The following is a 20,639-nucleotide window of genomic DNA, read 5'->3' as shown; positions in this document are numbered from 1 at the left end:
AAGTACCTTTATAGAGATAGGAGGGAAGAATGTGGAATCGGGTAGCATTCTTGGGACAAGCATTAATTTATTGTTTGTTCTGTTTCTTGTTTTCCTAAATGGGTTCTTTGTAGCAACTGAATTCGCCCTGGTAAAAATACGTGAATCTCGAATTACTCAGCTTGTAGCAGAAGGTAATGTAAAGGCTAGATTAGTTGATACATTATTACATCAACTAGATGCTTATTTATCCGCAACCCAATTAGGAATTACACTTGCTTCTTTAGGATTAGGCTGGATTGGAGAGCCAGCGATAGCGCACTTATTGCATCCCGTTTTTACATATGCAGGGATAACAGAGCCATGGATGAGTTCGATATCCGTTGTGATTGGATTTTTGATTATTACATTCTTACATATTGTGTTAGGGGAGTTGGCACCTAAGTCATTAGCTATACAGCGGCCTGAACAGGTCTCTCTATTTGTAGCACGTCCAATGCAAGTGTTTTATAAGGTGATGTATCCCTTTATTAAGCTGTTAAATGGAGCAGCCTCCAAAATCTTACGCTTGTTTGGTATTGAACCTGTATCGGAGCATGAAGCGGCACATACAGAGGAAGAAATTCGTATCTTGGTCAATGAAAGTCACAAAAGTGGATTAATTGATAACACCGAATTGATGCTAGTAGATAATATCTTTGAATTCTCGGAAACGACAGCTCGCGAAATCATGGTACCTCGAACAGATATGGTTGTGCTCGATATTAGGGACAGCTTTGAGGATAATTTGGATATCGTGAGTACAGGTAGATTTACCCGTTATCCCGTGGTAAATGGGGATAAAGATCATGTGGTTGGAATTTTGCATATCAAAGATATTTTAACCTATGCTTTAAAGGAAATAGAGAAGGAACGTCATTTAACCGATTTATTACGCCCTGCTTTATCTGTACCAGAGACCATTTCTATCAGTCAATTATTAACCATGTTGCAAAAACAACGGAGTCAAGTAGCTATATTAATTGATGAATATGGTGGTACAGCTGGATTACTTACACTCGAAGACATTGTGGAAGAGATTGTAGGAGACATTCAGGATGAATTTGATGATGAGCGTCCTGAGATCGAGCAATTTAAACAAAAGGAGGAAAGTATCGTTTCTTTTGATGGTCGTATGTTGCTTGAAGAAGTGAATGATTATCTTAATATACAGCTAGACACCACAGAAGTAGATACAATTGCTGGCTGGATTTACACCAAAATTACCCATCCTCCAACTTTAGGCATGAAAGTATCAGAGGGGGAGTATGAATTCGAAGTTGGAGAAGTGAACCATTTGCGTATTACGCGTGTTTTTGTTAAGAAGCTGATAAAAGAAAACGCGGAAACATAAGCCACCTAGTAAGTCCCTGCATAGGATATCAAATAGACATGATATTCGTGGAGGGGCTTTTGTGTATAAGATCATTTCATTTCCCAAAACGCTTGGTTATAGTATTTGTGCAAAAAAATTGGCGGAAAATCAATCCATTATGCCCTCAGTTAGGCATTGTGCATCGGTTGGTTGTTTCTTAGTAGCGCAGGATGAATTTGAAAAGTTAACTAAATTAATTGGCCAAGAAGGATATACGGTATCAAATGAAGTACAGGTGCGTTTACACAGCCAGGATAGCCAGGATAGCCAGGATGAAATTCCATGGGGTGTAGAGCATATGGGGGCTCCTGCCCTGTGGCATGTAACACAGGGCAAGGGAATCAAAGTTGCCGTCATTGATACTGGTATCTCACATTCTCACCCAGATTTGAAGGGACAGGTAAAGGGAAAAGTATCAGTGATAAGTGGAGCAGGACGGAACAATCTGGGAGGTCACGGTACGCATGTGGCAGGGACCATAGCGGCTGTAGCTAATAATCGTGGTATTGTTGGCATTGCCCCACAGGTTGATCTGTATGATGTGCAAGCGTTTGGAGCGGATGGAACAGCTAACATCAGTGACATCATAGCTGGACTGAATTGGGCTATCGAGCAGAAGGTAGATATTATTAACATGAGCTTTGGAACGAGTGAAGATCATCCTGCTTTCCATCAAGCTTTACGTGTAGCCTCCAAGAATGGAATCAAGCTCGTAGCATCCGCAGGTAATAATGGTGGTGGATTAGAGTATCCCGCTGCCTATCGTGAGGTAATTGCGGTAGGGGCGATCAATCAACAGGCAAAATTGGCTGAATTTAGCGCAAGAGGCAGAGGATTGAACACAGTTGCCCCTGGTGTTGGCATTAAATCGACCTGGCTCAATAAAGGGTATCGTACGTTGGATGGTACTTCTATGGCAGCTGCTCATATTTCGGGATTATATGCATTACGTCTAGCACAACAGCGTAGTAGAGCCACGAATCGTTTTAATAAACAGGCGAATAATCGTAGAAATAAACGAACAAATATACAGGAAGAAGCGATTGAAAAAAATCATGAAAAGAATCTTGTAAAGAAACATGAAAAGAAATCTGAAAAGAAATCTGAAAAGAAATCTGAAAAGAAACATGAAAAGGATCGAAAAAATATCGAGGAGAATAACCCTGCACATAACCGTCGAAACAGATTCAACCTTCTTTCTTTATTTAAAAGACGCTGACATGCAACGAAGGGATGACAAAGTGAATGCATTATGCGCTTGATTATTATGTGAAAACAGCTCCTTCTTATCAAACAGCAACTTCTATTTTTAAAGATGAATGGATTAGCATCTTTCCAGCAGAATATCAAGTTGATGGGGGCTTTGCCCCCTTATTTGAAGATGATCGTGCCATCTGGGCGATTGATAAGTTGGGAGGAGTAGCAGGTAAATCGGTACTGGAATTAGGCCCGATGGAGGGGGCACATAGCTATCTGCTGGAAAAAAAGGCGGATGCCGCTAGTATTCTGGGAATCGAAGCAAATACCAAGTGCTTTTTGCGTTGTTTGGTAACAAAAGAAGTAACTAATCTGCAACGTGCACGCTATCTATGTGGGGATTTTGTAGAATTTTTAAAACAGACAGATCAAACTTTTGACGTTTGTTTCGCCTCTGGTGTCTTATATCATATGGTCAATCCGATTATGGTACTGGGATTGCTAAAGGAACGATGCAAGCAAATGTACTTATGGACGCATTATTTTGATGAAAATATCCTACAGCACTCGGTTGATTATCGTCTGCGATTTAGCGGGAGCCAATCAGCTTTAGAGTATGGCTTTGCCCACACGTTATATCAACATAATTATTTGCAAGCACTGGATAGTAACCTGTTTATTGGTGGAACACTCCCCTTTAGCAATTGGTTGAGTAGACAGGATTTACTTGCAGGTCTGCAGCATGTTGGTTTCCAAATAGACGCAATTAGCTTTGATGATCCGAGCTATCCTAATGGTCCGGCTCTTGCCATAGTTGCAAGTGTTCGAGAGTAACTAACTGAATGATCAATTCAAATAGATAACCGGGGGACACAGCATAACTCCTATGATAGTAAGGCATCATACGAGGGGGCTTGCTTTCTCGGTTTTTTTGGCTTTTTATATGAATGGAGCAGGAAGGAGAGGTGAAACTTTCCAATCGATTTGATACAATTACAAGATCAGATGGATAAAGGAGATTGGTATCATGCGTATTCTACTTACAAACGACGATGGCATCGAAGCGTTAGGTATACGAACCCTTGCGGAAGCCCTTCTTCCTTTACAGGACCTTGAAATTTATGTGGTTGCTCCGAGCGAAGAGAGAAGCGGAGTGGGTCACGGTGTTACATTTCGTGAAGCATTAGCGCCTGCACCGCATGATTTTTATGGTTTACCAGTAAAGGCCTGGAGCGTAAATGGAAATCCTGCTGATTGTGTAAAGGCGGCATATTACCTGCTATTTAAAGATCAAGAGCGTCCAGACCTTGTGTTATCCGGAATTAACGTAGGTGCTAATTTAGGAAAAGATGTTTACTATTCAGGGACATGTAGTGCAGCTCGAGAAGCTGTAATTCTAGGCATACCAGCTGTTGCTTTGTCCTATGATAATTATCATAATCCAGCAAGTTTTGGTGAAGTAGGAAATATTATTAAACCCCTGCTAAAACAATTTATGGAACAAACCAAACAAAAACAAATGCCACAGAAAGTGTTCTGGAATGTAAATGTTCCTGATTTGCCCCAAAGCCAAGTTAAAGGAATAATCCCAGCTGTTCTAGCGTTTGATTTTTATCACGACGTGTACAGTCCATCAGACTCGGGTTATTTTCTGGGAAGGGAGTATCCTGATCAATTGGAAAACCAAGGTACGGAGGAGGATTTTCAGTTGTTAAAAAAGGGATATACGACTGTTACACCTATTCATATCGATTCCACTGATCGAAAGTTACTGGAGAAAATGAAAGAGTGGCCACTCTTAAAAAAATAACCTAAGGGGAGAGTAACAAATGGCAGAAATGCAAATGCAACCCTTACTTTCTTTCCCTGGACCGTCTCCTGATGCTCATACATCAGGGGAGGTTCTCTCTACAGATGCTTACGCTTTCTTGTACCAAATCGTGAACGATGAAGGCTATCCCTGTTTCGGACGATTAAATGATCAAGGTGTAGCTGAGATTTACCTGGTATTTGAAGATATTGATGCTTTTAGTCAAGCCGTGGAGGGACTTAGTACGGTCGAGTTTCGTACGTATGAGGAGCAATTGCTTCTGATCGTATGGACAAAATATGAGAAAAGTGCCCCACTGGGTTTCCCTCTTTCGTTTATTCCACATGTACCTGCTGAACGCACTTGGCTTCATGCATTGTTAGAGCAGCCCAATCTGGAGCTGTTTTTTTTAGCAAGGGAACAAGGCATGCTAGTTCACATCTTCACGGAAATACTTACCTTTTCCTCTAATGAAAGATCGGGTGTTACTCAAATGCTACAGGAGTTGGAAGAGCGTACTCACATGCCGATTGTGTTAGCAGGCTCAGATCAACAAGAAGGCAAGAATGAGATAGTCTCTAAATCTGCGCTGGAATTACCAGATGATGTCTTGTTACAACCTGGAGAAGCATATGATTTTCTTTATCAAATCCATGTGCAGAAGTATCAGGATAAAGCGGAGCATGTCTTAATGGAGAGCTTGTATCAAGCATTACACATGCTAAATAGACATCCAATCAGTCGTATTCGAGAAGCGGATCTTCTTGTCTGGGTCTTTGGGGATGAGCAAAGGTTCTCGATCTATACAAGCCCTTCACTACGTGACATGTATCCGACTCAGCAGGATGATCCGTTTTTGGAATTATTTCGTCGGTTTACGGCTTTTCAAAACATTCGAGGAATATCTCCAATAAAGGAAGGAGCGTTTCCGATTTTTCAACGAAAAGCGGGATGTTTTTACCACTTGGAATTAAATGATGAGATGCAAGGCAAGCTTGCTCGACTTTTTTCTCATATGGACAAGAAAAGCGTAAATCCATTTGTCTAAACATACAGAAAACTAGACATGTTTCAACAAAGGATTAGACATGCCAAAATGCGAAAAGGAGTATAGATAAAAAGTGATGGGGGTGTAGGTAGTGAATTCTTCCCAACAAGGCAGTATCGCACTTATTTCTCAATCCTTTCAAGGTCTACAAAAAGAGGTAGAGCAGGTTGCTCAATCATTGTCTCTTCGCACGGAAGGAGGAGTACGACTTTCTATGCAGGGAGAGGCGTTTGCAAACACCTTTTGTGCTGACTTTACTCTTTGGGATTTGGCAGGTGTCATTACGCTGAAAAGCAAACCAGGTAGATACGGGATGAATCGTGACAATAACCAAGATATACCAGTAATCATGAGGTTTTCATTTACTTACAACTCGCCCAGGGATGCAGAAACTATTAAACAAAGAATCAACGAATATTTTTCGTACGAAGCAGAAGTTCACTGGAATGTTGCTTCGACGGAGCAAACGAAGCAGATGGATTTAGCGGTTCATTTCGAATATCAACCGCAACATGATATTGTAGCTGCATATATTCGCTATGTATTGGGCATGATAACGGGACGAAATACGGCTGCCTAAGTGTGGCTGGAAAAAGGACGCTCTATGAGAGGGTCCTCTTTTTTACTGATGGGGATGAGAAAGGACTGAATATCTATTGGTAAAACGCCTATTTATAGCCTTACATGTTCCGACCGATGTAATTGCTTATATTGAAGCTGCCCAGCTACAGGTGAAGCAGGAGCTTAGTGCCGATCGATGGCAACCTTTACATAACTTACATTTAACCTTGCATTTTCTGGGGGATGTTGATGAACAAAAAATTCCAGAGCTTACGAAGGATATCCAGATTGTTAGTTCAATTATCCGTCCCTTTTCTTTGTCCATTGATCATTTTGGTTCGTTCCCTCAAGTAGGCAAGCCACGAGTATTGTGGTTGGGACTGCAAGGGAATATAGAGTCTTTGCAACAGATGCATCTCCTTTTGGGGAAACGCTTAGACCGTCATCAAAACATACAGTATGACAAACGATCGTATGAGCCTCATGTAACCATAGCACGCAAGCCAAAATTACATGAAGAGCGGTCCCTCCCGTTAGCCGATTGGTCGCACCGGTTTTTACCCCATCCAAAACCTAGCTGGAGGGTAGAAGGAATTACCTTATTTCAGTCGGAATTACGACCAGAGGGGGCTATTCATACTCCGCTATTCACTAGTTTATTAGGCGAAACAACGAACTTATAGAAAAAAACGCCGTTTTGCCGTTCAAATTTGCTCACCATCTGAATAAACTTAGTAAAACAGAAGATCGCGAATGAATGCGATCACCATGATGAGATGTCAGATGCTGAGAAAGCGGTGGAAATTCAAAATGAGTGAGTTTACTACCGGGGTATTATATCCAAGACGATACGAAAACAAACTGATTAAACAACTACCTGATTCAAAACAACCCTATTTTCATAAGCGGTTAAATGATGAATGGAATGTGTTTTTTCTGGAAGATGAGTGGGTACAGACAGCGGAAACTCTTCAATATTTATTGGATTTATCCAAACTCGGAGTGGCTCTGTTGTGGTTTCATGATGCGGAGGACAGTGGTTGGGGGTTCCGTTTATTTGATGGCGGCTACGAGGTATCGTCTGCTACGATTAGCTATATTTTAGATATGGAATTGGCGGAAATGGAAATGAAGCGGAGATATCCAAGTATAATAGATCCAGATGACTATATGAAAGAAGAAGAGCTACGCAAGGAATATGATGAACTAATTGATACAATTATTACCTCACAGATATATCGCCAGGAAGTGCAGAAGGGATTATCTCGCTGTAAGCCACAGCTGTTCCGTTCCTTTTTGCCTCCCAAGCAGATTCAGCAACTCCATTCTTTGTTTGACCTCAACATTCTAGTCGAAATTGATAATGAAACGGGTAGTAGTCTACTGTATGATTCAGTGGATTTGTTTAAGGAAATCTTAGGGATTGAGGAAATGATGTGGGTTAATTATTCGTATTTAGCAAGCGGTGGAAGAGATAGTGGGCTGGCATGATGTTGCGTAAAAAAATTGATAGGAAGATCATAACCTTCCCAGTAAAAAGTAAGGAGCAGAGGCTTTGCCAAGCAATGATGCGGGCAAGGTCTTTGTTGCGTTCATTTTGTACATATTAAAGCCTACATTTGTTTCGGAAAGCGGTCGCAGATATTATTCTGATTAGGATTTTATTACAATCACTCAACAACTATGGCGACTCATTTTGATATACACAAATGAGCCGCCGATAATCGCTTACGCTTCTGATGTAACAGGCTGAATCCATTGGGCAAAAATAGTAGGGAGATCAAGCAAGAGGAGCAGACGCTCTCCTTCTTGTGCAATGCCTGCTAAATTGGAGCCATCTAATCCTGCAACAACTGGTGGAGCCGTTTTTATGGAAGAAGGCGCAATTTTGGCTACTTCTGATACGCCATCCACAACGATACCTGCTTCAAATCCGTCTATCTTAAGAACGATAAAGCGGCTCTCCTCCGTAAGCTCAATGGATGGTAGTCCAAACATTTTGCGGATTTGCAAGATAGCAAGGATATTCCCACGCAGATTAATGACACCTTCTACGTACTCAGGTGATTTAGGAACCTTTGTAATAGGCATAGGCTTAACAATCTCCAAGACATTCTCCAACGGAAAACCAAACGTTTCATTACCCATGGTAAATAAAATATAAGAAAGGGCCTCGACTTCGCTCTGCGATTGGTTAAGGCCTAGTTGATCTTGATTTAATTCCATGAGGCTTCCCCCTTTCTATTTTTCCTTCTAAAGTATGTTTATTATATCATCTCAGATCGAAACCGGAATCGTTGCTTTTAGAAAAGCCGTTTATTATCTTTTTCGATCTGAGATTTATTAGTATTAAAATGTTCGTGGGACCGATCAAATCAATATATAAATAGCTTTTTGTGCAGGACGGAAAGGTTTTTTTTAGATTAATAAAGAATACGTAGATCTTTTTTATTAGTACAAGCATGAAAACGTTAAAAGAAACTATTTGAATAAAATGAAAATATGGTGTTTTTTTTCAGTTTATTTTTGTCTAAATATTTAAATATAAATAAAAGTTCATAAAAAATAAGTAAATACCATTTTTTCCAATTACAATATATGTATAATTAAATTATAAGGTGATTGAAAAGTTAAAAGTGTTATTTTTATAACAACTTATAAAAGGAGGTAGTAACTAGAGAAAGATGTAGCATTTAGTCTGTTTTGAAAACAATGAATTGGAAAGCCCCGAACAACAAATCATGAGTGAATCGTTCAATATTGATTTAGGAGGGACTACTAGAATGTTGACAAAAATGAGTCTCGTGCAAGAAAAAAGGGATAAAACTTATGAACAAGCCCTTGAACTAACGAACGTAGAAAAATCTCTTTGGATAGCACACCAAATGAATCCAGCGTCATGCAATGAACCTCTTGGAATTAAGATGCAAGGGGAAGTTTCTCTTTTCCTTTTGCAAGAAGCTTTAGATAGAATCGTTCAACGACATCCAGCTTTGCGTATGATCTTTGTTCGCCAAGATGAAGAAATCCCGCAAAAAATGATTTTACCTCAAGTAGATGTCCCAATAACTCCGCATGATTTTGCATCTATCCCGTTGTTAGAGAAAGAAAATATGATTCAGGATACATTAGAGCTTTTACGAATAGAAGCATTTTCGCTGGAAGAAGGACCATTATTACGCCCTCATTTAATTAAAATAAGTAACGAAGAATATCTATTTTTTATTGTTTTCCACCATATCATTTATGATGGATGGAGCTCTGGTATCTTTTTACGCGAACTGGCTACCTTCTATACAGCCTTAAAAAGGAAGGAAGAAATTGATCATAACAATCAAGAAGATAAAGTAATTGCTAAGATCCTACAAGCTACTGAAATGGGAGCATTAACTTATCATGAATCTGATACATACTGGGTAAATAAGATGCAAGGCTCTATTCCTTACGTGGGATTCTCTTCTGATCTTTCTCCTTCTAAAGGCTTGTCTTATCAAGGAGATTACGTAAGCTGTCTACTTGACTCTGCTCTGATGCGAAGGGTGGAGAAATATTCGAAAGACATGCAGATAAGTGTGTATCGTGTTATGCTAACGGCCTATTTTATCCTTTTACATCAAATGACTATGGAAGAAGATATCGTAGTTGGGATGCCTGTAAATCTAAGACCTAGAAAAGATTTTGAAGAAATTTTTGGTTATTATATTAATACTCTTCCTATCCGTATTTCTTTGGCTGATGTTCAAAATTATGATCAATTACTTAAGCAAGTTGACCAAAATGTTAGAGAGGCATTGCAACATCAAAACTATCGAAGTGAATATTTAATAGAAAATACCAATTCAGCTGAAAAGGGAGATAGACCGATAGTTTCTACTGTATTTAATATGGTAGGTCTTCCTACAATTGAACTTGAAGGACTTGAAGCGGAGGTAACTTACCAATTCAAACGTACGACGCTATTTGATATCGTGTGGAGAGTAGTAAAAAGCCAAGAGAAGGAGTATATGATAGAGGTAGATTTTAATACCGACTTATATCATTCGAATACGATTGAAGACCTTCTACAACACTATATTCATACATTAGAAACCTTAATTCAAAATCCCGAAGCATCTTTACATACATTGTCATTTCTTATTGAGCAGGATTATGAGATTTATGGAAAAATAAATCATAATCATTCGGATTTTCCGACAACGAAAACGTTGGATCAGCTTATAGATGATCAAGCTTCTCAATTTCCAGACCGACTAGCGATTACTATGGGAGAGGAAGCTATTACTTATAAACAATTGCAGGATCGAACGAATCAGCTAGCTCATTATCTTCTTCAACATCATCTCAAGAAAGGTGAGCGGGTTGCCATAGTAATGGATCGTCATATTGATACCATCGTTGCCATGATAGCGATCTTAAAAGCAGGTGGAGCTTATGTCCCTATTGATCCAGATTTTCCTGCCGAACGCATACAATATATGGTTACAGATAGCGGAGCAACTCATTTGATAACGAGAAGGAAATGGGCGCATAAGCTTCAGACTGATTTTGGATGCTGTTTATTATGGGAAGAGATACCTACAGATCTTTCTGTTGATTCAGTTGAATCGTTTCATATTGCTGAGGATATTGCTTACATGATCTATACCTCAGGATCGACTGGTAATCCAAAAGGTGTATTATTGTCCCATACTGGAGTTGTAAACTTAATTTACTCTTTAAAGGATAAGTACAAATTAACAGAAAAAGATGTATATTTACAATTTGCTTCCTTTATTTTTGATGCCTCGGTGTGGGAGATTTACTCTAGCCTGCTATGTGGAGGAAGACTTCACCTGCTTTCAGATCTAGACCGAACATCTCCAGAAAATTTCATCCAGACCGTGAAAAGCGTCAAAGCAAATTATTGTGTTCTTCCAGTCATTTACTTTAAACAATTATCACAATTGCCTGAGGAGACTTTAGAGCAATTACATTCATTTAAAGCAATTTTTATTGGCGGTGAAACATTATCACCAGAAGCAGTACGTATGTGGCAGCGTAAGCTAGGAACGAAGATTCTAATAGCTAATGCCTATGGACCTACAGAAGCCACTGTTTGTAAAACCATCTATGATATCAAAGAAATGCTGCCAGAGGAGAAACAGAGTATCCCAATAGGAATGCCTCTAGCAAACAGCGAGATCTCTATTTTAAATAAACACGGCATGCTCTGCCCAATAAATGTCCCAGGAGAAATCATTATTGGGGGAGTAGGATTAGCAAAAGGTTATTTAAATCAAGCTGAACAAACAGAGGCAGCTTTTGTTTCACTTGCTCTTCCTAACCAACCAGAGAAAAGGTTTTATCGGACTGGGGATATAGGGCGTATTCTACAAGATGGTAACTTGGAATTTATGGGGCGTATGGATCATCAGGTGAAAATTAGAGGCTATCGAATAGAACTAGACGAGATTGAAACGGTTTTATTACAACATCCCAAGGTTAAGGATTCTGCTATCGTTGTTTATAGAGACGATCATGATCGTACTAGATTAGTAGCTTTTTATATCACTGCTGATTCTGTTGAAGAGGCATCAACGGATGAATTAGTAACCTACCTGAATCAAAGGCTGCCCGTTTATATGGTACCGGAGCATTTCTATTCTCTTTCATCAATGCCTCTCTCACCTAGTGGAAAAGTGGATCGGAAGTCATTAGCTCAAGAAGCTAGATCACTTTTAGCAACGGAGAATAAGACATATATATCACCCAATACGTCTACAGAAAGAGCTGTAGTAAAAATTTGGGCAAAAGTGCTTTTGATAGAAGAAGCAAAAATCAGCATTAATGATGATTTTTTTGCACTAGGAGGTCATTCATTAATAGCTATTAAGGTAATCAATCAGGTATATAAACAGCTGAAAGCCAAAATCGAGCTTAAGGATTTATTCCGGTATCGTACGGTTGAACGCTTGGCTATATTCATCGACGAGCAAGCTACTACAAATACTGCTCATCAAATAAACACTGATAAGAATTTATTACCACACGTAATTGAACAAGAGCATTATACATTATCAAATGCCCAGAAAAGGCTATGGTTTTTAGAAAAATGGAATAATAGCGCTGGCGTTTATCATGTTCCGATACAGGTGAAAATCAGACCAGGCCTTGATCCTGATCTGTTCAGACAAGCTCTAGAAATGCTGACTGATCGACATGAAATTCTGCGTACTACATTTGTGGAATTCCAAGGTGAACCTAGACAGATTATACACAATACTGGCGAGTTAGCATTTTATCATAAGGATGTATCTCATTTGTGTGAAGAAGAGCAGATCGCTTTGATTGAAACAGAGATACGAAATGATGTAAAAGAGCCATTTGACTTGTCTAATGGACCTTTGTTTAAAATCTCGGTATATTCGCTTACGGATGAGTTGAGCCATCTATATTTAAATTTTCATCATCTTATCACGGATGAATGGAGTCTACAGCTACTCCTGCAAGAATGCATGGAGGTGTATCATGCCTATGAGCAAGAGAATCAGCCAACCTTACAACCTATTGAGCATCGGTATATTGATTATGCAGAATGGCAAGAACAAAAGCTCAAGGAGGGCTATTGGAAGGTTGAAGAGTCATATTGGCTTGAACAGCTAAAAGGACCTTTACCAGTCCTAGAATTACCTATGGATTTCATTCGACCTAAAGAACAAACCTTTGAGGGCGAGACCATTGATTTCCCACTTACTAAAAAGCTCACCCAGCAGCTAAAGGAAGTGGGAAAAGAAGAAAGTGTTACGATGAATATGCTATTATTGGCAGCTTATTTTAAACTTCTAAGCCATTTCTCTGGACAAGAAGATATCATTGTGGGGACTCCTATCGCTGGGCGAATACATGAATCCTTGGAACATATACAAGGTTTTTTTGTAAATACATTAGCTATTCGGATGGATATTCAATGCATGGATACCTTGCAACAGCTTATCCAAAAGGTAAAGGAGACCACCTTATCGGCTTATCATCATCAAGCTTATCCATTTGATAGTTTAATAGAGCTGATAAATCCTGATCGGGCTGAAAACCAAACACCTATCTTTTCAACCATGTTTACCTTTGAAAATAATCTGAACCTAGAGCAGGGTGACTATCAATTAGAAGTGCTTCCATGCGATATCCATACAAGTAAATTTGATCTTTCCCTAGCCGTAAATGAGAAAAATCAGCAATTACATCTTACGTTTGAATATAACAAAGATTTATTTACACAAGCCACCATCTCTCGATTTGCTCGTAGCTTGGAAAAAATCTTGGAAGCGATCATCAACCAGCGACTGTCTGCACCACATTTGCTAGATTTATTGACAGATGAGGAAAAACATCTGTATCAGGAAGTAAATCGTACACAAGCAGCGTTTCCTTCCGATCAAACCATTCAAGAACGGTTTTATGAACAGGCAAGCAAGTATCCTAGTAAAGTAGCAATTTCAATGGGAGAGCATTCCCTTACTTATGAAGAGGTAGACCAAGCTTCTAATCAGGTTGCTCATTATTTACGTCTTAAAGGAATGAGACCGCAAGAGAAAGTAGCCATATTACTTGATAGAAGCATCGAGAGCATAATTGCTATGCTAGGTATTTTAAAAGCAGGAGGAGCTTATGTTCCGATTGATACGGGTTATCCAAAGGATCGAATTGAATATATCTTAGAAGACAGCAAAACTTCATACATGATTACAAGAGATGCTCAAATGAAAGGCTTATCACGTTATACAGGTGTCATCGTACGAATGGAAGATGTGTATAAGCTTGAACAAACAAATTATGTGGAAACCTTGAATACTTCAGAGGATTTAGCCTATGTCATTTATACATCTGGCTCAACAGGGAAACCAAAAGGTACATTACTGCGCCATCGTGGAGTTCTTAATCTGATTCAGTGGAGGAAGGACCAGTTTCAGGTAAACAGCGAGGATACTTTTGTTCAGTTTGCTTCCTTTAGCTTTGACACTTCTGTTTCTGAGATATTTTCAGCTTTGTTACATGGAGCTAGATTACACATCTTATCTGAAGATGAGAGATATTCTGTCAGCGCATATGCTCATGCAGTTCAAAAGGTGCAGGCTACAATCACGGATTTACCAATTGTATTTTTCCATAATGTGATTGCTTCCTTGAGTAATACGGAAGCAGAAATGATCAAAACGTTACGTATGATGATGGTTGGAGGAGAAGCGTTACTAGCTGAATCTGTGCGAGCATGGCAAAACAGATTTGGTCAGCAGACGTTGATTATCAACGAGTATGGACCAACTGAGGCTACTGTTTCTGCAACTTTTTATCCAATTAATCGGATTGAACCTGAGCAAAAAAATGTTCCGATTGGAAAGCCTCTTGCCAATACCAAGATTCATATCCTTCATTCTCAAAAAACTCCATGCCCAATTGGTGCAATTGGTGAGATTTATATCGAGAGTGTCGGACTTTCGCCAGGATATTGGAATCAAGAGCAGAAAAATGAAGAAGTATTTATTTCCAATCCGTTCTCTCATGAGTTTGCAGACATACTTTATCGAACAGGTGATTTAGCAAGATGGTTACCAGACGGCAATATTGAATTCGTAGGTAGAAGAGATGATCAGATTAAAATAAGAGGTTACCGTGTAGAACTGGGTGAAATAGAAGAGACCCTTTTACAACATCCATTGATTCAGCAATCTGTTGTTTTAGCAGTAGATTCAGCAACTGGGAAAGTTCTTGTCTCCTATTACACTACGAATGGAAAACAAGAAATCGAAGTAAACGAGTTAAACTCCTACTTATCTGGAACGCTTCCAGAATATATGCTACCAAGGCATTACATTCATCTTGAGGAGCTTCCGTTAACGCCGAATGGTAAAGTCGATCGAAAAAGCTTGATGCAGAACTCTCCACATTTAGTAACGAAAGAAAGAACCTTTACTATGCCTGAGACGGAGATGCAAATAGAAATTGCGCAAATTTGGGAACAAGTGTTGGATGTGAAGCCTGTTGGACTAGATGATGATTTTTTTGAATTAGGTGGACACTCCTTGAAAATCATGCCTGTTCTTGTACAACTGAAGCCAAAATATCCTATGATTCGGATTCAGGATTTTTTCAAATTCCGTACAGTAGCAAAGCTTGCTCAATATTTAGAAGAAAAGACAGAAGAAAGTGCACAAATCGTTGAGCAACAATCTCAGATAGCTACCAAGCCTGTAACAAATCATATACAGAAAAAGAAAAGAGAAAGATCAGTGTCTAGCATTACTGTGAATATACCGAAAGGAGTTTTTCTTACTGGTGCTACTGGTTTCTTAGGTGCGTATATTCTGAAGGAACTACTTGAAATACCTTCCATTTCCATCTACTGTCTCGTACGTAAAACGGGCGATGCTTCAATTGATAGAAAACTAGCTGAAAAAATGGTCTTCTATTTTGGGCAAGGAATTCTTTCGCAGATGAAGGGTAGAGTTTTCACAGTGGAAGGTGACTTAAGCAGCAAGAGCCTAGGTGTAGATTATTTGACATGGGATCATCTGGTAGGGAAAATTGATTCGGTTATCCACTGTGGGGGAGAGGTAAGACATTATGGAGATCGTGAGCATTTCCATAAAGTAAATCTTGATTCTACGAATGAGCTCATACAATTATCGAAGAAGTTGAAAGCGCGCTTCCATTATATCTCCACATTAAGCGTGGTTGGACACTCTATCCATGATCCAGAAGAATTTTTGTTTTATGAAACAGATTTTGACCGTGGTCAAGAGATAGAAAATGTCTATGTCGAAAGTAAGTTTTTATCCGAGAAAAGTGTAAGGCAAGCTATTGAAGAGGGATTGGATGCTACCATTTACCGAGTAGGTAATTTGGTTGGACATTCTGTGACGGGTAAGTTTCAATATAATATTCATGAAAATGCATTTTATCGCTTATTAAAAGCCCTCTTCCTATTACGAGTTGCACCTTCAATACCTGGTTACATGGATATAACGCCTATTGATTATGGAAGCAAGGCTATCGTACAGCTTGCGTGTCAGCTAGAGACGATTGGTGAAACCCTCCACATTTGTAATCCGGACCAAATCCCTTGGGAGGATTTTATCCGTAACGTGCAACAAGCTGGATATCCAATTTCTCTCATTCAAGCGGAAGAGTATATTCAGACTCTTTATCAGGGAGACCTGTCAGACGAGCAACAGCAGGCATTAGAGCTGATCTTGCCTTCCTTAGAAGCTAGTGAAGGAATGTCTATTTCAATACCTGATTGTACGCTCACACAGGAATTTTTACAAAGAACCTCCGTTGTTTGTCCTAAACCGACGGAGCAACTTATTAGAGGTATGATCGAATATGCTATAGAGGTAAACTTTTTTCCTACAATACAAGAAACTGTCTTAAAGTAGAAAGTAGTATAGTACCTTTTTACAGCCAATAAAAAGCGTGTAGACCTTTTGTACTCGGGTGCTTTGTCTACACGCCAAAGGCTTATCCATTTGTTATAAAGGATAAGCCTTTCTTTTTCTCTATAAATAGAGTTTGGGCTCCACGGCAAAATCGAAGTCCTCAATATCATAAAATTGAATTGGAATTACATATTCCAGCAAACGATCCTGCCATTCGGTTTGATCAGTAATTAGGGGAACGTCCCATTTCATCGCTGTTAAGATTAATTCGGTTTCAATGGGGTCAAAAATCTCTCCCCACATGGCGGTATCTTCCGCTTTTACAATGGTAAAGTGAACAGTATCACTATGTTCAAAAGTAACGGTAGACCATGGTGCTACCAATGATTTTCCCATCATTTTACGTCGAAAAGGATTGTGGAAATATTGGATCATGTCTCCAATAATTTCCCTTACCCGTTGCTCTTCTTCCGGGTCATGCATGATGGGACTAGAATTTCCGATAAATTCGTCCAGTTCACGGAGAGTAGAAGAGGGGATGAGGTATTCGACAGGCTCGCTTGGCACTAGTAAATTGCCGTATATAGCCAGCATGATGGCTTCAATCACAAATGGTTTCTTCACTTTTGTCTCCTCCTCCTTACTCATCCATCATACTGAAAAGGATGCTTGACAACAAGTGGAGTTACTCGTATGATGACATTATAAAACTTAAAAGAACGTAACTCTCAGTCAAAGGGGAGTAGCTTTTACAGCAAAGTCGTCATTACAGGGTGTGAATCCTCGGCTTTGTTGGCAACTGATCGTTGTTAGCAAGACCTTTGCCTATGTACAGGATATGTGCGTAGGTAAAGGTCTTTTTTGTTGTCAATCATGGAAATTTGTATTCATGAAGAATCAGCAGGGAGATCAAGGAAAGTCGTTCAAAGGTGAGATAAGCCCACGAGGGCAGGGAGGGAAGAAATTATGTTTGAGACAGAATTTATTATTCAGTTACTAATGATCATTGCTATCGACATTTTGCTTGGTGGAGACAATGCAGTGGTCATTGCCATGGCAAGCCGAAACCTGCCGCTGGAGCAAAAGAAAAAAGCGATTTTCTGGGGAACAGGATTAGCTGTAGTTGTACGTGTAATTGCAACTATTGCAGCAGCGTATTTGTTACAAATTCCGTTCTTATTTGTTGTCGGAGGTCTCTTGCTTGTTTGGATTTCTTATAATTTGTTGGTGGAAGATGGGCATGAAAAGGACATCAAAGCAGGGGATTCGTTAATGGCAGCGATTCGAACCATTGTGATCGCCGATGTAACGATGGGAATTGATAACGTTGTAGCCATTGCTGGTACTGCTCATGGTAACATGGTGCTCATTATTATTGGCTTACTGATTAGTGTGCCAATCATGGTATGGGGAAGCACGTTAATTCTCAAGGCGATGGATCGCTATGCATGGATTCCTTATGTAGGGGCAGGAATTCTAGCTTTAGCGGCTGCTAAAATGATTACGCATGAGGCTCATTTACAACCATTCTTCAACGCTAATCCTTGGATAAGCTATCTATTGAAAGGTGTTGTTATTGTGGGAGTAATCGCATCTGGTTACTGGCAACGTAATCGGATGGCGAAAAAAGCCAAGGCTAACCAGATGATGCAGGAGAATAGCTCTCATCATGAAGTGAATATTGGATCGTAAAAAGTAGCCACGTGAGCAAGCATGCTCCGTGGCTTTTCTTGTATTTTGGAGGCAGGAAGTGTGGCTAGGATCTTTTAGCCTGCCATTCACTACGCAAAATTCCCATCTTGATAGAATCATAGTATGCACCACGGACAATTCTTGCTTGTCGTATTCGGCCTTCTTCTTGCATACCGCATTTTTGGGCAAGACGCATCATCCGCTCGTTACCTGACCATGTGGAGATTCCTAAACGAACCACATTCATTTCGGTAAATAAATAATCAATCCACGATTGAAAGGCAATGGTTCCGTAACCGCCAGACCAATAGGACGAATCATAAATTACAATGCCTATTTCGCACCAATTAGTCGCTTTGTCTACCCAGTAACGACCTACTGTACCTTTTAGCTCACCATTAATTTCGATCACTAAATTCCTGCGGGGAATTGTAGTGTTTACTAGGAGTAAATCCTCATGGTATCGTTTTGCGTATTCCTCTTCAGGCACATAGACGACAGGTTGATAGGGGCCATTCCAGTTATGAAATTCTCTGTCCGCAGCCTCAAAGTTATAGTGCCATATGAGAGGAATATCCTCTGGCCGAAGATCACGCAGAATAATATTTTGAAGGGAAGGATTTTTTATTTGCATATGCATGGTTGTAACCTCCTATCCTATACATTCATTTGGAAGATATTTTTGCAAAAGTAATAATCTTTTATCATTATAAGACAGGGAGCTTATGCCGCAAAGCCAAAAAAAATACCGGCTTATGCCGGAGGGACAAAAGACAAAAGTCTCTACTCTGAAATTACACTATGGTTGTTACTACGAGTAAACCAGCGAAAAGGATTAAGTGACCATCTACTTTCATAGCGATTAGAACGTTGCTTACGACGTGTCAAACGTTGATGCATGAGATCCATTTCAAACGTCACGCGGCGCATTTCCAGACGAAGAGCTTCTTGTTTATCTTCAATTTCAGCGATTTTTTCTAATATAGAAGCATGCAACTGTGGCAGAGTGGCTAATTGACTTATTTCTTTTTGGAATTGAAGGAGTGTATCTTGTACGGTCATCTCTACCTCTCGAAGTGCGTTTGTGAGAGGCTGACTAGGTAATGCTTTTGATTCAGTAACCTGTGTCTCCATATTGGCAGCGACTTCATTATCTAAGATTTCTACAGGTAGGATGCCTTCTTCTAGCATTTCTCGCTGAATTTCTTTTAGGGAACTGTTCCCGGAATCTTTGCGTTTTTTTGCCTCTTGCAGCAAGGTGAATCCGTCTGTGCTAATTAGATAATGTCCTTGTGGATTTTTTTGTCGTTGGCTTGTAGGGACAAATAAATCTAGCCAGTTACGCAAGGTACGAACATGTAAGTCTAATTTTTCGGCTACTTCTTTAGAAGCCATCCAGGTATGCAGCATTTGCTTCATGTGATCACTCTCCAATCGAAATTCCTCAAAGCAGATTTTAGACAATTGTGACCAGCTAATACAACAGGGCGAAGGTGAATGCGTACCGAACAGATTTCGATTCTATTTTCTACAGGTATTATAGCACCTATTTTTCCCGGAAAAAGCCAATCGACAAAGGTTCTAAAAACTAGTGATCTTTCGGCGAATTTGGACAAGTAGAGGGATGGGTGTCTAGCTTTGACATGAACAGAAGGGCATAACTATCTATCGGTATGCGTACAATGAATCAGATCAACAGTTTGTCTGATTGTGGACAAGGAAGGCAGGGCATGAAATAATGTGGCATCCTTCAATATCACTTCTGTTGTTACTGGTTTGTGCTGCTAGTTTGCTTGGCAGTTTTACGATTTGTTTTCGTAAAAAGTGGTCTGAGCAGGCGTTATTTGTGATGATTAGTTTAGGAGGCGGCATTTTACTGAGTTTAACGGTTCTGGATCTTTTGCCACATGCCATGCTAGGTGGTGGACATCAATTTCTGCCGTTAGTACTGGTAGGCTTTATGATGTTATTTTTATTAGAAAGCATTCGACATGATCAAGGAAAGCCACATACGAATAACCTGATCGGAATAAGTCTCGGATTTTTCATGCATGCCTATTTTGAAGGCTTTTCGATTGCGGCAGGATTGGATACCGATGCAGGCCTTGCTCTTCCATTGCTAATAGCGCTCATCTTGCACCGATTGCCAGATGGAATTACGGTATCTTCGCTATTGCTAGCAGCAACGGGAAAACGTGGAATGGCTTTACTGGGGGGGCTTGGTTTATGTGGGGCTACTATTCTTGGAGCCGTGACCTTGCGTCTGGCTGGACAATGGATTTCCGAAGCATGGACAAGCGCAGGCCTAGCTTTGTCAGCAGGGGTATTTTTATACGTAGCAGCTAGTCACCTGGTTCCTCTCATACAAAATCGAAATTACCCTAGATTAAGTCTTTATTTTTGTGTATCGATGGTGTTGTATATGGTTTTTTCGCTCTTTTTTCATACACATATTCACTAAATGACTAATCAGACTACTAGCGATAACTCGTAGAACAGGCTAATATAAGTTATAATGTTTGGAGT

15 protein-coding genes are annotated in these 20,639 nt (G+C 39.8%); 11 read left to right on the top strand and 4 right to left on the bottom strand.

Annotated elements, in window-relative coordinates; translation table 11 throughout:
• Positions 1-31 precede the first annotated feature (31 nt).
• From BrL25_RS04745 to BrL25_RS04710, 8 genes are all read left to right on the top strand, one after another.
• On the top strand, positions 32-1,372 hold the full coding sequence (locus BrL25_RS04745) for a hemolysin family protein (protein WP_018673156.1): 1,341 nt from the start codon (positions 32-34) through the stop codon (positions 1,370-1,372).
• 61 nt (positions 1,373-1,433) lie between these two features.
• Positions 1,434-2,612 carry a S8 family peptidase gene (locus BrL25_RS04740; RefSeq protein WP_018673155.1) on the top strand — a complete coding sequence of 393 codons (1,179 nt, stop codon included), beginning with the start codon at positions 1,434-1,436 and terminating at the stop codon, positions 2,610-2,612.
• A 26-nt stretch (positions 2,613-2,638) separates the two neighbouring features.
• Positions 2,639-3,424: a class I SAM-dependent methyltransferase gene (locus BrL25_RS04735; RefSeq protein WP_018673154.1), complete on the top strand. Its 786-nt coding sequence runs from the start codon at positions 2,639-2,641 to the stop codon at positions 3,422-3,424.
• A gap of 193 nt (positions 3,425-3,617) precedes the next feature.
• A complete protein-coding gene (gene surE / locus BrL25_RS04730) occupies positions 3,618-4,400 on the top strand; it encodes a 5'/3'-nucleotidase SurE (protein ID WP_018673153.1) in 783 nt (260 codons plus the stop codon).
• A 19-nt stretch (positions 4,401-4,419) separates the two neighbouring features.
• A complete protein-coding gene (locus BrL25_RS04725) occupies positions 4,420-5,448 on the top strand; it encodes a hypothetical protein (protein WP_018673152.1) in 1,029 nt (342 codons plus the stop codon).
• A 91-nt stretch (positions 5,449-5,539) separates the two neighbouring features.
• Entirely contained in the window at positions 5,540-6,028 is a 489-nt protein-coding gene (locus tag BrL25_RS04720; RefSeq protein WP_018673151.1) for a hypothetical protein, read from the top strand.
• 76 nt (positions 6,029-6,104) lie between these two features.
• Positions 6,105-6,692 (top strand): RNA 2',3'-cyclic phosphodiesterase, encoded by a 588-nt coding sequence (thpR, locus tag BrL25_RS04715; RefSeq protein WP_018673150.1) that lies wholly within the window; start codon positions 6,105-6,107, stop codon positions 6,690-6,692.
• A gap of 127 nt (positions 6,693-6,819) precedes the next feature.
• Positions 6,820-7,500, top strand: a complete 681-nt coding sequence (locus BrL25_RS04710; RefSeq protein ID WP_018673149.1) for a hypothetical protein — start codon at positions 6,820-6,822, stop codon at positions 7,498-7,500.
• 237 nt (positions 7,501-7,737) lie between these two features.
• Here the strand turns inward: BrL25_RS04710 and BrL25_RS04705 are convergent, their stop codons facing one another.
• Positions 7,738-8,235: a chemotaxis protein CheW gene (locus tag BrL25_RS04705; protein ID WP_018673148.1), complete on the bottom strand. Its 498-nt coding sequence runs from the start codon at positions 8,233-8,235 to the stop codon at positions 7,738-7,740.
• A gap of 557 nt (positions 8,236-8,792) precedes the next feature.
• Here BrL25_RS04705 and BrL25_RS04700 point away from each other — a divergent pair.
• A complete protein-coding gene (locus BrL25_RS04700; RefSeq protein WP_018673147.1) occupies positions 8,793-16,421 on the top strand; it encodes a non-ribosomal peptide synthetase in 7,629 nt (2,542 codons plus the stop codon).
• Positions 16,422-16,541: 120 nt separating this feature from the next.
• Here the strand turns inward: BrL25_RS04700 and BrL25_RS04695 are convergent, their stop codons facing one another.
• A complete protein-coding gene (locus BrL25_RS04695) occupies positions 16,542-17,045 on the bottom strand; it encodes a hypothetical protein (RefSeq protein ID WP_018673146.1) in 504 nt (167 codons plus the stop codon).
• A gap of 342 nt (positions 17,046-17,387) precedes the next feature.
• Here BrL25_RS04695 and BrL25_RS04690 point away from each other — a divergent pair, with 342 nt between their 5' ends.
• Complete coding sequence (locus BrL25_RS04690) at positions 17,388-18,113, top strand: TerC family protein (protein WP_018673145.1); 726 nt, start codon at positions 17,388-17,390, stop codon at positions 18,111-18,113.
• 64 nt (positions 18,114-18,177) lie between these two features.
• Here the strand turns inward: BrL25_RS04690 and BrL25_RS04685 are convergent, their stop codons facing one another.
• Positions 18,178-18,753, bottom strand: coding sequence for a GNAT family N-acetyltransferase (locus BrL25_RS04685; protein WP_018673144.1), 576 nt, complete (start codon positions 18,751-18,753; stop codon positions 18,178-18,180).
• A 143-nt stretch (positions 18,754-18,896) separates the two neighbouring features.
• Positions 18,897-19,532 (bottom strand): MerR family transcriptional regulator, encoded by a 636-nt coding sequence (locus BrL25_RS04680; RefSeq protein WP_018673143.1) that lies wholly within the window; start codon positions 19,530-19,532, stop codon positions 18,897-18,899.
• Between the two features lie 319 nt (positions 19,533-19,851).
• On the opposite strand from BrL25_RS04680, the gene BrL25_RS04675 reads away from it, so the two are divergent.
• A complete protein-coding gene (locus BrL25_RS04675; protein WP_018673142.1) occupies positions 19,852-20,574 on the top strand; it encodes a ZIP family metal transporter in 723 nt (240 codons plus the stop codon).
• Positions 20,575-20,639: the final 65 nt, after the last annotated feature.

The sequence above is a fragment of the Brevibacillus laterosporus DSM 25 genome (genome assembly GCF_002706795.1).
GTDB lineage: Bacteria > Bacillota > Bacilli > Brevibacillales > Brevibacillaceae > Brevibacillus_B > Brevibacillus_B laterosporus.
Note: the sequence above shows the minus strand (reverse complement) of the source record. Positions and strands in the feature narration are given on the sequence as shown.

Bases quoted from the DNA above. Each gene is read 5' to 3' on its own strand.
- BrL25_RS04735 (WP_018673154.1), top strand. From the start codon at position 2,639: ATGCATTATGCGCTTGATTATTATGTGAAAACAGCTCCTTCTTATCAA.
- surE (WP_018673153.1), top strand. From the start codon at position 3,618: ATGCGTATTCTACTTACAAACGACGATGGCATCGAAGCGTTAGGTATA.
- BrL25_RS04725 (WP_018673152.1), top strand. From the start codon at position 4,420: ATGGCAGAAATGCAAATGCAACCCTTACTTTCTTTCCCTGGACCGTCT.
- BrL25_RS04710 (WP_018673149.1), top strand. From the start codon at position 6,820: ATGAGTGAGTTTACTACCGGGGTATTATATCCAAGACGATACGAAAAC.
- BrL25_RS04705 (WP_018673148.1), bottom strand. From the start codon at position 8,235: ATGGAATTAAATCAAGATCAACTAGGCCTTAACCAATCGCAGAGCGAA.
- BrL25_RS04700 (WP_018673147.1), top strand. From the start codon at position 8,793: ATGTTGACAAAAATGAGTCTCGTGCAAGAAAAAAGGGATAAAACTTAT.
- BrL25_RS04690 (WP_018673145.1), top strand. From the start codon at position 17,388: ATGTTTGAGACAGAATTTATTATTCAGTTACTAATGATCATTGCTATC.
- BrL25_RS04685 (WP_018673144.1), bottom strand. From the start codon at position 18,753: ATGCATATGCAAATAAAAAATCCTTCCCTTCAAAATATTATTCTGCGT.
- BrL25_RS04680 (WP_018673143.1), bottom strand. From the start codon at position 19,532: ATGAAGCAAATGCTGCATACCTGGATGGCTTCTAAAGAAGTAGCCGAA.
- BrL25_RS04675 (WP_018673142.1), top strand. From the start codon at position 19,852: ATGTGGCATCCTTCAATATCACTTCTGTTGTTACTGGTTTGTGCTGCT.